Annotated in this window: 15 protein-coding genes; 5 read left to right on the forward strand and 10 right to left on the reverse strand. The window is 65.6% G+C overall.

Annotated elements, in window-relative coordinates; all coding sequences use genetic code 11:
• Nucleotides 1–42: 42 nt before the first annotated feature.
• The 3 genes from A9995_RS05140 (at nucleotide 43) to A9995_RS05150 (ending at nucleotide 2,802) form a co-directional block, all read left to right on the forward strand.
• On the forward strand, nucleotides 43–789 hold the full coding sequence (locus A9995_RS05140; RefSeq protein ID WP_067609997.1) for an electron transfer flavoprotein subunit beta/FixA family protein: 747 nt from the start codon (nucleotides 43–45) through the stop codon (nucleotides 787–789).
• 99 nt (nucleotides 790–888) lie between these two features.
• Nucleotides 889–1,818, forward strand: a complete 930-nt coding sequence (locus A9995_RS05145) for an electron transfer flavoprotein subunit alpha/FixB family protein (RefSeq protein WP_067609999.1) — start codon at nucleotides 889–891, stop codon at nucleotides 1,816–1,818.
• 66 nt (nucleotides 1,819–1,884) lie between these two features.
• Nucleotides 1,885–2,802, forward strand: coding sequence for an energy transducer TonB (locus A9995_RS05150; protein WP_067610001.1), 918 nt, complete (start codon nucleotides 1,885–1,887; stop codon nucleotides 2,800–2,802).
• Nucleotides 2,803–2,840: 38 nt separating this feature from the next.
• Here A9995_RS05150 and A9995_RS05155 read toward each other — a convergent pair whose 3' ends face one another.
• From A9995_RS05155 to A9995_RS05180, 6 genes are all read right to left on the reverse strand, one after another.
• On the reverse strand, nucleotides 2,841–4,058 hold the full coding sequence (locus A9995_RS05155; protein WP_067610347.1) for a DUF445 domain-containing protein: 1,218 nt from the start codon (nucleotides 4,056–4,058) through the stop codon (nucleotides 2,841–2,843).
• Between the two features lie 82 nt (nucleotides 4,059–4,140).
• The gene (locus tag A9995_RS05160) at nucleotides 4,141–7,623 is read right to left on the reverse strand and encodes an efflux RND transporter permease subunit (RefSeq protein ID WP_067610003.1); all 3,483 of its coding nucleotides are present in this window, start codon (nucleotides 7,621–7,623) and stop codon (nucleotides 4,141–4,143) included.
• Between the two features lie 6 nt (nucleotides 7,624–7,629).
• Nucleotides 7,630–8,829, reverse strand: coding sequence for an efflux RND transporter periplasmic adaptor subunit (locus A9995_RS05165; protein WP_067610005.1), 1,200 nt, complete (start codon nucleotides 8,827–8,829; stop codon nucleotides 7,630–7,632).
• 242 nt (nucleotides 8,830–9,071) lie between these two features.
• A complete protein-coding gene (locus A9995_RS05170; RefSeq protein WP_067610007.1) occupies nucleotides 9,072–9,335 on the reverse strand; it encodes a GlsB/YeaQ/YmgE family stress response membrane protein in 264 nt (87 codons plus the stop codon).
• Nucleotides 9,336–9,509: 174 nt separating this feature from the next.
• Nucleotides 9,510–9,809, reverse strand: coding sequence for a DUF1153 domain-containing protein (locus tag A9995_RS05175; RefSeq protein ID WP_067610009.1), 300 nt, complete (start codon nucleotides 9,807–9,809; stop codon nucleotides 9,510–9,512).
• Complete coding sequence (locus tag A9995_RS05180; protein WP_067610011.1) at nucleotides 9,806–10,102, reverse strand: hypothetical protein; 297 nt, start codon at nucleotides 10,100–10,102, stop codon at nucleotides 9,806–9,808. The genes A9995_RS05175 and A9995_RS05180 overlap by 4 nt, the downstream gene beginning before the upstream one ends.
• 111 nt (nucleotides 10,103–10,213) lie before the next feature.
• Here A9995_RS05180 and mnmA point away from each other — a divergent pair, with 111 nt between their 5' ends.
• The gene (mnmA, locus tag A9995_RS05185) at nucleotides 10,214–11,407 is read left to right on the forward strand and encodes a tRNA 2-thiouridine(34) synthase MnmA (RefSeq protein WP_067610349.1); all 1,194 of its coding nucleotides are present in this window, start codon (nucleotides 10,214–10,216) and stop codon (nucleotides 11,405–11,407) included.
• A gap of 19 nt (nucleotides 11,408–11,426) precedes the next feature.
• On the opposite strand, the gene A9995_RS05190 is transcribed toward mnmA, so the two are convergent.
• Nucleotides 11,427–11,723 (reverse strand): hypothetical protein, encoded by a 297-nt coding sequence (locus A9995_RS05190; RefSeq protein WP_233998087.1) that lies wholly within the window; start codon nucleotides 11,721–11,723, stop codon nucleotides 11,427–11,429.
• Between the two features lie 89 nt (nucleotides 11,724–11,812).
• Here A9995_RS05190 and A9995_RS05195 point away from each other — a divergent pair, with 89 nt between their 5' ends.
• On the forward strand, nucleotides 11,813–12,940 hold the full coding sequence (locus A9995_RS05195; RefSeq protein ID WP_067610016.1) for a serine hydrolase: 1,128 nt from the start codon (nucleotides 11,813–11,815) through the stop codon (nucleotides 12,938–12,940).
• Between the two features lie 16 nt (nucleotides 12,941–12,956).
• Here A9995_RS05195 and A9995_RS05200 read toward each other — a convergent pair whose 3' ends face one another.
• The 3 genes from A9995_RS05200 to pdxH are packed head-to-tail and all read right to left on the reverse strand — an operon-like array spanning nucleotide 12,957 to nucleotide 15,302.
• Nucleotides 12,957–13,757 (reverse strand): PhzF family phenazine biosynthesis protein, encoded by an 801-nt coding sequence (locus A9995_RS05200; protein ID WP_067610018.1) that lies wholly within the window; start codon nucleotides 13,755–13,757, stop codon nucleotides 12,957–12,959.
• Nucleotides 13,754–14,692: a cation diffusion facilitator family transporter gene (locus A9995_RS05205; protein WP_067610020.1), complete on the reverse strand. Its 939-nt coding sequence runs from the start codon at nucleotides 14,690–14,692 to the stop codon at nucleotides 13,754–13,756. Before A9995_RS05205 ends, A9995_RS05200 begins: the two co-directional genes overlap by 4 nt.
• A 10-nt stretch (nucleotides 14,693–14,702) precedes the next feature.
• Nucleotides 14,703–15,302, reverse strand: a complete 600-nt coding sequence (gene pdxH, locus A9995_RS05210) for a pyridoxamine 5'-phosphate oxidase (RefSeq protein WP_067610023.1) — start codon at nucleotides 15,300–15,302, stop codon at nucleotides 14,703–14,705.
• Between the last annotated feature and the right edge of the window lie 34 nt (nucleotides 15,303–15,336).

A 15,336-nucleotide genomic window follows, 5' to 3' on the forward strand; every position in this document is an offset into this window, starting at 1 on the left:
AGTTCGCGCCGTTTTGCAGCTTTTAGAAAAGGACTTTCGCGCATGAAAATCCTCGTCCCCGTCAAGCGGGTCATCGACTACAACGTCAAGCCGCGGGTCAAGGCCGACGGCTCGGGCGTCGACCTCGCCAACGTCAAGATGAGCATGAACCCCTTCGACGAGATCGCGGTCGAGGAAGCCATCCGGATCAAGGAAGCCGGCAAGGCCGAGGAGATCGTCGTGGTCTCGATCGGCCCCGCCAAGGCGCAGGAAACGCTGCGCACCGCGCTCGCGATGGGCGCCGACCGCGCGATCCTGGTCGAAACCGACGATCTGGTCGAGCCGCTCGCGGTCGCCAAGATCCTCAAGGCCATTGTCGACGAAGAACAGCCCGGGCTGGTCATGCTCGGCAAGCAGGCGATCGACGACGACAGCAACCAGACCGGCCAGATGCTGGCTGCGCTGCTGGGCCGCCCGCAGGGGACCTTCGCCAACACCGTCGAGGTCGACGGCGATTCGGTCACCGTGAAGCGCGAGGTCGATGGCGGTCTGCAGACGGTGAAGCTCACCCTGCCCGCGATCGTCACCACCGACCTGCGCCTCAATGAGCCGCGCTATGCTTCGCTGCCCAACATCATGAAGGCCAAGAAGAAGCCGCTCGATAACAAGACGCCCGCCGATTACGGCGTCGAGACCGCGCCGCGTCTCACGACCACCAACGTCTCCGAGCCGCCTGTGCGGCAGGCCGGCGAGAAGGTCGCCGATGTCGATGCGCTGGTCGCCAAGATCAAGGCGCTGGGCTTCGCCTGACACAATTCCCGCCACCCGGTTCTCTCGGGGTCGCTGCGGGTCCGATACGCCAAGGCTCTTGGACCGACCGAGGGCGAACGCAAACAAGGGTTTGAAACGATGAACACTCTCGTTCTGGTCGAACACGACAATGACAGCGTCGCCGACGCCACGCTCGCGGTGGTCACCGCCGCCGGCAAGCTGGGCGATGTCACCGCGCTGGTTGCCGGCTCCAATTGCGGCGGCGCCGCCGAAGCCGCGGCGAAGATCGCCGGGGTCGGCAAAGTGCTCAAAGCCGACGATCCCGCCTACGCCAACCAGCTCGCCGAGAACGTCGCGCCGCTGGTGGCCAAGCTGATGGAAGGCTATGACGCGCTGGTCGCGCCCGCCACCACCACCGGCAAGAACATCGCCCCGCGGGTCGCCGCGCTGCTCGACGTGATGCAGATTTCCGACATTCTTTCGGTCGAGGGCGAGAAGAGCTTCACCCGTCCGATCTATGCCGGCAACGCCATCGCGACGGTCGAATCCTCCGATGCCAAGCTGGTCATCACCGTGCGCGGCACCGCCTTTGACAAGGCCGAGACCGAAGGCGGATCGGCCAGCATCGAGGACGTGTCCGGTGGCGGCGATGCGGGCATTTCCAGCTTCGTCAGCGAGGAAATCGCCGCCAGCGAACGCCCCGAACTGACCAGCGCCAAGGTGATCGTCTCCGGCGGTCGCGCGCTCAAGGATGCTGCCACCTTCGAGGAAGTGATCATGCCGCTCGCCGACAAGCTTGGCGCGGGCGTCGGCGCCAGCCGCGCGGCGGTCGATGCCGGCTATGTCCCCAACGACTACCAGGTCGGTCAGACCGGCAAGATCGTGGCGCCGGAAGTCTATATCGCCATCGGCATCTCGGGCGCGATCCAGCACCTTGCAGGCATGAAGGATTCCAAGACCATCATCGCCATCAACAAGGACGAGGACGCGCCGATCTTCCAGGTCGCCGACGTCGGCCTGGTGGCGGATCTGTTCAAGGCGGTTCCGGAGCTGACCGAAAAGCTCTGAGCGAAGCACAATTCGCGCTTGGATAATGCGACCCTCCTGCGGTAATCTGTCTGCGAGAGGGTCGCCATGTTTCGCACAATTGTCTGTATCGCCGCACTGTCCGCCGCCACTGCGCAAAGCGCGATCGCGGCGGAGCCCTTCGCCGTGCTCGAGCCGAGTTCCGCCTGGAACCTGAACTACGCCGACGAAAGCTGTCGGCTGATGCGCACCTTCGGCGAGGGCAGGGACGCGACCGCTTTCTACATCGAGCGCTATGGCCCCGGCGACGGGTTCGCCATGGTCGTAGCCGGCAGGCCGGTCCGCAAAATTGCCTCGCGCACCAGTATCGACGAATACCGGCTGCAGTTCGGCCAGTTTGAGGGCGGGCAGGAGCAGACCGCGACGCTCGGTGATCTGGGCGAGTACAAACCCGCGCTGATCCTGACGGGTGTCCGCTTCGCCGGAGACGACGAGGAGGGACAAACTTCGCTACCCGAGTACGACCCGGTCGAATATGCCCGGAAAACCAAGCCGTTCGGACATGAATTCGCGGCCGAGCAAGAGGCGCGCATCGAATGGCTGGATATAACCCGCGACGGGCGCGCTCCCTTGCGGCTGGCCCTGGGCTCAATGGGGCCCGCAATGGTCGCCATGCGCAAATGCACCGACGAGATGGCGCAAGGCTGGGGCATCGATGTCGCACAGCATGCCGCCCTCACGCGGCCGGTCGTTCCGAAGGGCGATCCGGCGCAGTGGCTCAACACGCACGACTATCCGTCCGGGCTGGCAGCAATGGGTGTACAGGGGCTGGTGCAGTTGCGCCTGTCGGTGGGTCCTGATGGCGTACCCACCCAATGCCACATCCAGCGCTCGACGCGCCCGGAAGATTTCGACACGATCTCGTGCAAACGTTTGATGCAACGGGCGCGCTTCGAACCGGCCTTGGGCGCCAAGGGTCAGCCTATCGCATCCTTCTATCGTGCGACGATCCGTTTCCGGTTGTGAGGCCAATGCCGACCTGCCGTTAGGCCACGGACAACTGCTTAAAATACTCCGCCAAGGAAATGCAGTGTCAGCCCCACCAGCCCGCCGACCAGCGTGCCATTGATGCGGATGAACTGGAGGTCGCGCCCCACTGCGTTCTCGACCCGGTCGGTGATGGTGCTGGCATCCCAGCCGCGTACGGTTTCCGAGACCAGCCGGACGATATGCCCGCCGAAGCGCGAGGTCAGGCCAACTGCGGTGCGGCGGGCGAAGCGGTTGACCTGTTGCTGCAACCGCGGGTCGTCGCGCAGCGCGGCACCCATATCGGCGAGGCTGTCGGTGATCCGCCCGTCGATGCCGTCTCCAGAACCGCCGCCGCCGCGAACCATCTCGATCAGCCGGTGGCGCAGCCGTTCCCACACTCCCTGCCACCAGGTGGCGATGGCGGGATTGTCGAGCATCTCGCGCTTCATCCGCTCGACCTTGGCCTGCATCTCGGGATCCTCGCGCAAGCTGCGCGCGAGATCCGCCAGCCCGTCCTCGACCTTGGCGCGCAAGGGATGCTCGGGATCGACCAGCACCTCGGCGAGCAGGCGATAGAGCCCGTCGAGCACCGAATTGGCCAGCCGCTCGTCGAGCCCGGTGAAACGCAGCAGCGCATTGGCGCGCTGATTGATCATCGCCCGGACCATGTCCTCATTGTCCTCGAGCACCAGCCCAGCCCAGCGGATCATGCTGTCGATCAACGGACGATGGCGCCCGTCGGCGATCATCGCCTCGAGCATCTGGCCCAGCAGCGGCGCGATTTCGATCCGGTCGAGCCCGGTCTTGAGCGCGCTGCGGACCTGCCCGCCGAGCCGTTCGGGATCGAGCGATTCGAGCACTTCCACGAACAGGTCGCCCGCGCCCGCGCGAATCCGACCCCCGCCCTGCTCGGCCGGCTCGGTGAGATAGCGCCCGACCGCCTGCGCCAGATTCATCGCGCGCATCCGCCGCGCCACCACCGCGGGAGTAAGGAAATTGTCGCGCAGGAACTGCGCCATGGTGTCGGCGATGCGATCCTTGTTTTCGGGAATGATCGCGGTGTGCGGGATCGGCAGGCCCAGCGGGCGGCGGAACAGCGCGGTGACCGCGAACCAGTCCGCCAGACCGCCGACCATCGCCGCTTCGGAGAAGGCGTGGACATAGCCCCAGGCGGGATGCAGATCGAGGTAGCGGCCCGAGAGCACGAACACCGCGGCCATGAGGAAGAGCATCCCGGTCGCGGTCCAGCGCATCCGGCGCACCCGGTCCTGGTTCAGCATTTCGCCGGGGGCGACCCGAACGCGGGACCGGGAAAGCAAGCCGCCACGGGATTTGTCACTCGGCAGGAGCGACCTCCCCCTCGCGCTGGTCGCGGTCCTCGTCGCCGGGGCGATAGGTCAGGAACTTGTTGCGCATCCACGGACCGAGGCGCCGTTCGACCCCGTCGGCGAGGCTGAAGCCCGCGGGAACAATCAGCAGCGTCAGCACGGTCGAAAGTATCAGTCCGCCGATCACCATCGTCCCCATCGGAGCGCGGAAGGCGCCGTCGCCCGAGCCGATCAGACCCGACAGAGAGACCGGGACCATGCCCGCAGTCATTGCCACGGTGGTCATCACGATCGGCTGGGCGCGCTTGTGGCCGGCATCCATGATCGCCGCGAACTTCTCCTTGCCGTCTGCCATTGCCTCGATCGCGAAATCGATCAGCAGGATCGAGTTCTTCGACACGATCCCCAGCAAGAGCAGGACGCCGATATAGACCGGCATGGATTGCGGCTGGCCGATGATCCAGACCAGGAAGATGCCGCCCAGCGGGGCGAGCAGCAGCGAGGTCATGTTGACCAGCGGGCTCATCAGCCGCTTGTAGAGCAACACCAGCACCGCGAAGACCAGCAGGAAGCCCGCAAGGATCGCGATGACGAGGCTGTTGAGCATCTCGGCCTGCCATTCGTCCTCGCCCACCACATCGCGCGCCACACCCAGGGGCAGGTTCTGGAGCACCGGAAGCTTGTCGATTTCCGCCTGAGCCTCGCCCTTGATGACCCCCTGCGCCAGATCGGCACCCACCAGCACCCGGCGGTTCTGGTTGTAACGCTGGATCGTGGTCGGGCCGGAGCCGAAGCTGATCTCGGCAACGCGCGACAGCGGCACGGTCCCGCCGCTGCGGGTCTGGACGGGCAGGTTCTCGATCGTCACCAAGCTTTCGCGCGACAGTTCGGGCAGCTTGACCCGGATCGGTATCTGGCGATCGGAGAGCGAGAATTTCGCCGCATTCTGCTCGATCTCGCCCATCGTGGCGATCCGGATGGTGCGGCTTAGCTCGGCGGTGGTGACGCCCAGTTCCGCGGCCAGATCGGCCCGCGGTTCGATGATCAGTTCGGGCCGGTTGATGTCGGCACTGATTCGCGGCGCGACCAGCATCTCGATCCCCTTCATCTGCTCGACCAGCGCCGCCGCGGTCTGTTCGAGCTGCTCGGGGTCTGAGCCTACGAGCATGATGGTCATGTCGCGCCCGCTGCCAAAGCCGCCTGATTGCGAGGCGAAGCGCACCCGCGCATCGGCGATCTGCGACAGCGCGGGCGCAAGGCTGCGCTCGAACTCTATCGAGCTGCGCTCGCGGTCTTCCTTGAGCGTGATGTAAAGCGTCGCCTGACCTTCGCGGACGCGCTCGAGCGCCAGGTCTACCTCAGGCTGTTCATAGAGCAGCGCCGCGACCTGATCGGTGACGCGCTCGGTCGTCTCGAGCGTGGTCCCGGGCACCATCTCGATCTCGATGCGCGAATTCTCGCTGTCGGTGGTGGGCTGGAACTGCGCCGGTACATTCATGAACAGCAGCACGGTGAGCAGCAGCGCGAAATAACCGATCCCGACCATCCAGATACGATGGTCGAGGAAGCGGGCGGACAGGTAGCGCCAGCCATTCGCGGTCCGGGTGCCAGCAAGCGAAGTCAGCAACCGACCCAACTGGAAGACCAGCACCGCGGCGATGAAGCCCGCAGCCAGAGCGATAATGATCTCGAGGATGGAGAACAGCTTCTCGACCACGATGAAGGCCGGGCCCTGATCGTTCGAATCGGCACCGGCGGGGGTGACGGCGTCGCCCATGACGGTGGGCACGTCGAAGCCCGAGATGATGTTGAACACGAAGAAGACGGCGGCGGCGGACGCACCCAGCACCGCAAGCACCGTGGCCAGCAGGCAGAGGGCATAGACGAAGCGATGGCGCGGCGGCTCGACCGATTCGCGCCTGGCGAACATCTTGCCGCGATTGAGCGTCCATTCGAGGACCCGCATATAGCGGTCCATCCACTTGCCCTCGCCATGTTCGGCATGGCCATGCGCCTTGAGGAAATAGGCCGCCAGCATCGGGGTGATCATCCGCGCCACGGCGAGCGACATCAGCACCGCGATCACCACGGTGATGCCGAAATTCTTGAAGAACTGGCCGGGAATGCCGGGCATCAACCCGACCGGCAGGAACACCGCGACGATGCAGAAACTAGTCGCCACGACGGGTAGGCCGATTTCATCCGCCGCGTCGATCGATGCCTGATAGGCGGTCTTGCCCATCCGCATGTGTCGGACGATGTTCTCGATCTCGACGATGGCATCGTCGACCAGCACGCCCGCCACCAGCCCCAATGCGAGCAGCGAGAGCTGGTTGAGGTTGAAACCCAGCAGATCCATGAACCAGAAGGTCGGGATCGCCGACAGCGGGATCGCGACCGCGGAAATGGCGGTGGCGCGCCAGTCGCGCAGGAAGAAGAACACCACCACGACCGCCAGGATGGCGCCCTCGATCATCGCCGCCATCGAGCTTTCATATTGCTCGAGCGTGTATTTGACGGTGTTGAACAGCGGTACGAAGGTGACGCCGGGGTTTTCCGCCTCGATCGCGGCGATTTCTTCGACCGCGAGGTCGAAAGTGGTCACGTCCGACGCGCCCTTGGCACGCGACATCGCGAAATTGACCACCTCCTTGTCGCGCACCTTGCTGATCGAGGTGCGTTCGGAATAGCCGTCGCGCACCGTGGCGACATCGGACAGCTTGACGGTGGTGCCATTGCCCAGCTGGATCTGGCGCTGGCCCAGCTCGAAAGCGGTTTCGCTGCTGCCCAGCACACGGACCGACTGGCGCGTGCCGCCGACCTCGGTCATCCCGCCCGCGGCGTCGATATTGGTCGAACGCAGGGTGTTGTTGATCTGGCTGGCGGTGACGCCATAGGCCTGCATCCGATCGAGATCGAGAATGACCTCGATCTCGCGATCGACCCCGGCGAAGCGGTTGACCTCGGCCATCCCCTCGACGCCGAGCAGTCGCTTGGCGACGACATCGTCGATGAACCAGCTGAGCTGCTCGATCGTCATGTCGTCGGCTTCGACCGCGTAGATCGCGAGGAAACCGCCGGCTATTTCCTGCTTGGAGACGCGCGGCTCGAGGATCCCCTCGGGCAGGCTGCCGCGAATGGTGTCGACGGCGTTCTTGACCTCGACTGTGGCATCATTGGGATCGATGCCGATCTCGAATTCGATGAAGGTGTTGGAATTGCCTTCGCTGGCGGTCGAATTGATCGTCTTGACGCCATTGATCGAACGGACCGCGGATTCGACCAGCTGGGTAATCTGGTTCTCGATCTCGGTCGGCGCGGCACCAGGCTGCGAGATCGAGACGCTGACCGCGGGAAATTCGATGTCGGGATTGTTGACCACATCCATCTGCGCGAAGGCGAGCAGACCGGCGAACAGCAGCGCGGTGAACGCGACCAGCGGGATCACCGGATTGCGGATCGACCAGGCGGAGATGTTCTGGAAGTTCATCGCGCGTCAGGTCCCGGCGTTCTCGGTCAGTTGCGGGTTGACCGTTTCGCCTGCGGTCAGGAAGCCCCCGGCGCGCAGCACGACGCGTTCGGTTCCGGTCAGGCCTTCGGTGATGACGATACCCGCGGACGTCACCGAACCGGTGGTCACCGAGCGGCGCTGCGCCTTGTTGTCGGAATCGATTATGTAGACAAAGCTGCCCTCACCATCCGACAGCACCGCGGATTCGGGCAGCACCGGCGCGACGATCGTGCCGCTGGCGATCCGCGCAGTGGCAAAGCCGCCGGGGCGCAGGCCCGGCTCGTAGGACAATGCGATCCGCGCGGTACCCTGGCGATTGGCCGCGTCGATGATCGGCGACAGCTGCCAGACCTGTCCGACATAAGTGGTGTCGCTGCCCACCGGGGTGACTTCGGCGCGGACGCCGGTCGAAAGGTTGCTCAGCTGGGTCTCGCCGACCTGTGCCAGCATCTCGATTTCGCCGCCGCGAGCGATCAGGAACAGCGGGGCCGACCCGGCGCTGACGGTCTGACCCGGCTCGACATCGCGCGACAGCACCAGTCCGGCGGCGGGAGCGACGATGTTGAGCCGCTCGTTGCGCGCCTGAAGCTCGCCGAGCTGCGCCTGCGCCACGCGCTGACGGGCCACGGCGCCATCGCGGGTGGCAGTGAGGCGATCGACATCGGCCTTGGAGATAAAGCCGCGTTCGACGAGCTGCAGCGCCCGGTCGAGATTGGCCTGCGCGAGATTGGCTTCCGAACGCGCCACTTCGATCTGTGCGCGGGCGCTGCGGACCTGCTGCGACTGGACCGAACGATCGATCACCGCGAGCACCTGGCCCTGATTGACCCAATCGCCAGCATCGACCGGGACCGAAACCACTCGCCCGCCTTCGCCGACCACGCCGACGGGCATTTCGCGCCGTGCCGCCAGCGTTCCGGTGGCGGTGATCTCGCCTTCGACCGTGGTCTGGCCCGGGGCGATGACGGTAACCGTGGGGAGCTGGCCCTCGCGATCGGCGACGGGGACGGCTTCGCTGCTGGTCATCTGCCAAGCGACCGCAGCCGCGATCAGCGCGGCGATGATGATGCCCAAGACGATAAACAGCCGCCGCCGGCTGCGCGTGCGGTCTTCGGCCTCCAGCGTCTCGAGATCGCTGGTCAGGGGTTGCCCCCCCTCGCCCGTAATGGTCGTTTCGTAATTCATCGCGCCTATGCCTCGGCTTGCAGAACTTGCAGGTGTGTTAGATGACTACATCAGTCTGTGCAAGGAGCAGTTCGCAATGGCCCTACTCGTGAGCCGCGCCGAGGGCAATGTGCCGTTCGACCGGCGGCGATGCCCAAACCACGAGCGACAGGGAGCTTGTGCGCGCCTTTTAGCATTTCAGGCACGAAAAAGGGCGGCTGGCACCGTGCCAACCGCCCTTTAACGTGTAGGTTGCGTTGCGCTTAGCGGACGCGGCCGCGCTGAACCATGTTGACGATCGCGAGCAGCACGACGGCGCCCAGGAACGACATCAGCAGGCCGGGAAGGCTGAACGAGGTCAAGGTCGCGCCAACCCCGATCAGCGTGCCGATGAAGCTGCCGATGAACGAGCCGATGATGCCGACCACGATATTCCAGAAGATGCCCATCGAGGCATCGCGGTTCATCACGAGACTGGCGAGCCAGCCGATGATGCCGCCGACGATAATTGCGATAATCCAACCCATAATAATCCTCCTGTTTGTAACTCTTCGTTTTTCTTGATGCCGTCTCAACGGTCGTGCAGGAAAAACGGTTCCCGGGGGTGCCGGGCTACAGGAGATTACCCGGTGGACAGGAGAAAGGTTCCCGCATCACTGCGAGAACCTTTCCCCCCGATTCCGGATATGGTCAGCAGGTGGTCAGTATTTCAGCTGGCGTTCGTAGAGATCGCGATAATGCTGGATGCGGGTAACGCGCAGCCCCTGCATGCCCGAGCGGTCGACCGCGCGCTGCCACGAGGCGAATTCCTCCAGCGTCAGGCCGTAGCGCTCGAGCACTTCGTCGATCGTCAGCAGGCCGCCATTCACCGCAGCGACCACTTCCGCCTTGCGGCGCACCACCCAGCGCTTGGTGTTGGGGGCCGGCAGGTCGGCGATCGTCAGCGGTTCACCGAGCGGACCGATGACTTGAGCTGGGCGGATATCTTGGTTTTCAATCATGTGTCGTCCCGGTCGCCTTGGGCCGTGTCATTCGCGGCAAGTGAAGGCTTAGAGCCGTTGAATTTGCCATGCCTTAAAATATCCTGGTTACCGTCGCGTTTACCTTTGTCGCCAAGTTCGGGGAGCGAGGTCGAAAATCCGGCGAATCCCGCCTCGCAGGTGTGATCAAGTTCCTCGCGCAGGTCGCGAGTCGCGGCCAGGCGCGCGACCAGATCCGTCCAGCGCAACTGGCGCAAATCCTGCGATTCGCCCTGAGCTTCCGCCTGCGATGTGTTGATGTGACCCTCGAACATGGGCTCTAGCTATAAGTCGATGTGGTAAACAGTCCGTGAAACATCAGACGCGCACCATTGGGCTGTCCTATACTGGCCACCCGGTGCCTGCGGGTGTATGGGCCGCGGCCCATGAGCACCCCAACGACCACCGACATCCACCCCGCCCTTTCCGCGGTCGCAGGCGACCGCTGGACCCGCCCCGAAGACGCCGCCGCGCTGTTCGATCTGCCGCGCCCCGCAGCCCAATGCCGCATTGTGGTCGCCATGTCGGGCGGGGTCGACAGTTCGGTGGTCGCCGCGCTGGCCGCACGCAGCGGCGCCGAGGTGATCGGCATCACGCTCCAGCTTTACGATTTCGGCGCGGCAACCGGGCGCAAGGGCGCCTGTTGCGCGGGCGACGATATCCGCGACGCGCAGGCGGTCGCCGACCGGCTTGGCATCGCGCATTACGTCTTCGATCACGAAAGCAGCTTTCGCGAAGAGGTGGTCGAGACCTTCGCCGACGAATATCTCGCCGGGCGTACCCCGGTGCCCTGCATCCGCTGCAACATGGGACCCAAATTCACCGACCTGTTCGCCATGGCGCGCGAACTGGGCGCGGATTGCCTCGCCACCGGGCATTACGTCCGCCGCGTCATGGGTCCAGCCGGCCCCGAACTGCACCGCGCGCTCGATCCGGCGCGCGACCAGTCCTATTTCCTGTTCGCAACCACCGAGGCGCAGCTCGACTATCTGCGCTTCCCGCTGGGCGGTCTGCCCAAGTCGGAAGTCCGGCAATTGGCCGAGCAGGCAGGTCTGCGCAACGCCGCCAAGCCCGACAGCCAGGACATCTGTTTCGTCCCCGATGGCGATTACGCCAAGATTGTCCGCGCGCTGCGGCCCGAAGGAGGGGTGCCGGGCGATATCGTCCATGCGGAGAGCGGCGAGGTTCTGGGGCAGCACAAGGGTGTGATCCATTACACCGTCGGGCAGCGCCGCGGACTCGATATCGGCGGCCAGAGCGAACCGCTCTATGTCGTGGGTATCGATGCTGCAACGCGCGAAGTGCGGGCCGGGCCGCGGCGGATGCTCGCGGTAACGAGCGCCTGCGTCATCGAGACCAACCGCATCGGCCCGCTGCCCGAAGTGCCGCTGACTGCCAAGGTCCGTTCGCTCGCCAAGCCGATGCCGGTGCGGCTCGAAGGCCCGCTGGGCGAAGATGCCACGGTCACGCTGCGCTTCGAAACCCCCGAATACGGCGTTGCGCCCGGTCAGGCGGCGGTGATCTATGCGGGCGAGCGGGTCTTCGGCGGCGGCTGGATCGCCGAGACCGGAGCGGCATGAACCGCACCCGGTCTTGGCGCTATTCCTCCCACGGATCGAGCACGCAGCCAAAACCCTCGCGATAGCGCGCGGTTTCGCTGGCGATCAGCGGCACGCTGGCGGTGACGCTCATGTCCTCGGGTATCTCGCTGAGCCGAATCATCTCCATCCCGGCGAGCTTGTCCTTGTTGCAGTCTTCCAGGCTGCGCCCGGCCACAAAGCGGCACGAGCAACCGACCCGGGCGGCATAGGCGGTCCCCGCAGCGGCATTGCCGGTGACATTGTCGCGGACATACCACCAGCCGCTGACGAGCAGCACGACGAGCACCAGTACCACCCGGGGCCAACGGCGCCGCCGTCCAGTTGATTTTGACCCCGCCGATTTTGACATTGCCAAGCCGAGAACCCCCATGCGAGTTACGCCGCATGACCATGCGGCTCGCTCCCCTTATCGCCATCCTTGCCAGCGCCTCAAGCCTTGCGTCCTGCTCCGCCCCGGCCCCGGTGCAGGAACCGCCGCTGACCGAGGCCGCGCTGGCCGCCGTGGGCGACGATCCCGGCGCGGCCCGGCGCCCGCTGGCGCGCGAGATCGACCATCTGTTCACCCGTGACGGGCTGGGCGAGACCCGCGCGGTGGTGCTGCTGCACGAAGGAGCGATCGCCGCCGAACGCTACGCCCCCGGCTACGACGCCGATACGCTGTTCATCAGCTGGTCGATGGCCAAGACGGTCACCGGGGTGATGATCGGCATGCTGGTGGCCGACGGGCGGCTTGAGCTGGACGCCCCCGCGCCGGTGCCCGCCTGGCAGCGTCCCGGCGATGCCCGCAGCGAGATCACGCTGCGCCACCTCCTGCAGATGCGCAGCGGGCTCGACCACACCGAGGCCGGGCCGGTCCCGGTCGAATCGAGCGAAGTGAGGATGCTGTTCCTCGACGGGCGCGACGACATGGCGGGCTGGGCCGAGGAGCAGCCGCTCGAGGCCGAGCCAGGCGAGCGCTTCGAATATTCCTCCAACACCACCGTCATCCTCGCCGATATCGCCGCGCGCACGCTGACCGACAGAGAGGATCCAGAGGAACGGCGGCAGGCGGTGGCGGACTATCTCTCCGCGCGGCTGTTCGAACCGCTGGCGATGCAATCGGTGGTGCCCGAATTCGACGCCCGCGGGACGCTGATCGGCGGCAGCCTGATGCATGCGACCGCCCGCGACTGGGCGCGGTTCGGCGATTTCCTGCGCAACAAGGGGTCCTATCGCGGCGCGCAGCTCGTCCCGCGGCAATGGATCGAGCAGATGGTGACCCCGAGCCCCAAATCGCCGCATTACGGCTTCCAGACCTGGCTCAACCGACAGACCGGCGAGCGCGAGCACCCGCTGCTCCCCGAACGCGCGCCCGAGAGCATGTTCGCGATGATCGGCCATATGGGCCAATATGCGCTGGTCTCGCCCAGCCAGCAGGTGACGCTGGTGCGGCTGGGTCATTCCGACGCGCCGCAACGCCGGGCGATGCTGCAGCAGGCCGCCGATGTGCTGGAGCTCTACCCGCAGAGCTGAGCGATCGGGATACCTGTCAGTCGGGAAGGTGGAAGCTGCCCTCGACCACTGTCACACAGGGTCCCCCCAGCCAGACCCGGTCGCCCTCGAGCCGACAGGTGAGATCGCCGCCGCGCTGCGAGGCCTGATGCGCGGTGAAGGTCTCGCGCCCGAGCCGTTCGGCCCAGAACGGCGCGAGCACCGCGTGGGCGGAACCGGTCACGCTGTCCTCGGGAACGCCCCAGGCGGGCACGAACACCCGGCTGACGACATCGGCGGTGTCTCCGGGCGCGGTGCAGATCGCCATGCGATCGATCTTTTCGAGCGCGCGCATGTCGGGCGAGAGCGCGCGCAAATGTGCTTCGGATTCGAGCAGGACCACCGAGGTTTCTTCGGTGCCCGCGACCGTGTCGAACACCGGGGCATCGACCCCGAGCGCTTCGAGCAGGCCCGGCACGGCTAGCGCCTCCACCCGGCTGGTCGGCAGCGATAGTGCGTAGCCTGCGCCGTCGCGCCGGACCTGGAGCATGCCGGCATGGCGGGTCCGGAAGCTCACCTGTTCGCCGCCGTCGCGGGTCAGCAGGACATGCCCGCTCGCCAGCGTCGCATGGCCGCACAGCTTGACCTCGCTGGTCGGGGTGAACCAGCGCAATTCCCAATCGGCCGCGCCGGTCTCGTCGCGCACCACGAAGGCGGTCTCGGCAAAATTGTTCTCCTCGGCGATCGCCTGGAGCACCGCATCGGGGAGCCAGGCTTCGAGCGGCATCACCGCCGCCTGATTGCCCGCGAAGGGGCGGTCGGCAAAGGCATCGACATGCCAGTATGGCAGCTTCGTCATGGGGTTTTTCCTTCGAGACGATCGAACTGGTTTTCCTCGACCAGCCGGTTGCCCGGCTCGTCGACATGGCCCTGCGGATCGATATGGATCAGCAATTCCATTTCGGGGAAACGGGCGCACAGGTCGGCCTCGACCCGTTCGATCACATCATGCGCTTCGTCCACCGTCATGCCGCCGGGCAGATCGACATGAAACTGGACGAAATCCTGCGTGCCGCTGGTGCGGGTGCGCAGATCGTGGAGGTTGGACAGTTCGGGATGACGCGCCGCCGCGGCGACGAAGGCCTCGCGCTTCTCGTCGGGCCATTCGCGGTCGAGCAATTGATCCACGGCGGTCGAGGCGGCGGACCACGCGCCCCACAGCAGCCATGCGCCGATAGCGAGCCCGAACAGCGGATCGGCAAGGCCGAAGCCGAAATACTGATCGATCACGAGCGCGGCGATTACTGCAAGATTGAGCAGCAGGTCGGACTGATAGTGGACGTTATCCGCCTGGATCGCGACCGAGCCGGTGCGTACGATCACCACGCGCTGCCAAGCGAGCAATGCGAAGGTGGCGACGATCGCAATGGCCGAGACCGCGATCCCCTCTTGCGCGCCGGCGGTCTCCCCGCCCTCCACCAGCCGCATCGCTGCGCGGACGATGATTGCCATGGCCGACAGCGCGATCAGCACGACCTGAAACATCGCCGCCAGCGCCTCGGCCTTGCCGTGGCCGAAACGATGCTCGCGATCGGCTGGCTGCGCGGCGAACCACACGCCCACGAGCGTCGCGAGGCTGGCCACCAGGTCGAGCGCCGAATCGGCGAGGCTGCCGAGCATGGCGGTCGAGCCGGTGCGCCAGCTCGCCCAGGTCTTGAGCGTGACCAGCAACAGCGCCACCGCGATCGAGGCGAAAGCGGCGGAGCGCGCCAGCGTCGAGCGCTTCATCGCCATGAGACAAGGCTCATGGGTAAAGCAGCGTGTCAGTCCAGCCCTCGCCCGCGCGGGTGAACAGGCGGCGATCGTGCAGCCGGTTGGGGCGGTCGAGCCAGAACTCGATTCGCTGCGGGGTCAGCCGGAACCCGGTCCAGTGCGGGGGCCGCGGAATATCGCCCTCGGGATATTCCTTGGCGAGCGCCTCGACCCGCGTAAAATAGGTGGCGCGCTCGTCCAGCGGGCGCGACTGGTCCGATGCCGCGGAGCCGATCTGCGACACCCGGGCGCGCGAGTGGAAATAGGCATCCGCCTCATCCGCGCTGACCTCTTCGAGCGGACCCTCGATACGAATCTGACGGCGCAGGCTCTTCCAGTGGAACAGCAGCGCCGCCTGCATATTGCCGCGGATGTCCTCGCCCTTGCGGCTCTCGGCATTGGTGAAGAAGGTGAAGCCCTCGGGCCCATGCCCCTTGAGCAGCACCATCCGTAGCGAGGGCGCACCCGCCGCAGTGGCGGTGGCCAGCGCCATCGCGTTCGAATCATTGGGCTCGCTTTCGCGGGCTTCGGCGAACCAGGTCTCGAACAGATCGAACGGATCGCTTTGCGGAATGGCGCTTTTGTTATCCATGACCCGACGCCCTAACGCCCTCGTCTGCATTGGC

The organism is Erythrobacter sp. QSSC1-22B (assembly GCF_001678665.1).
In the GTDB taxonomy this organism is placed as follows: domain Bacteria; phylum Pseudomonadota; class Alphaproteobacteria; order Sphingomonadales; family Sphingomonadaceae; genus Qipengyuania.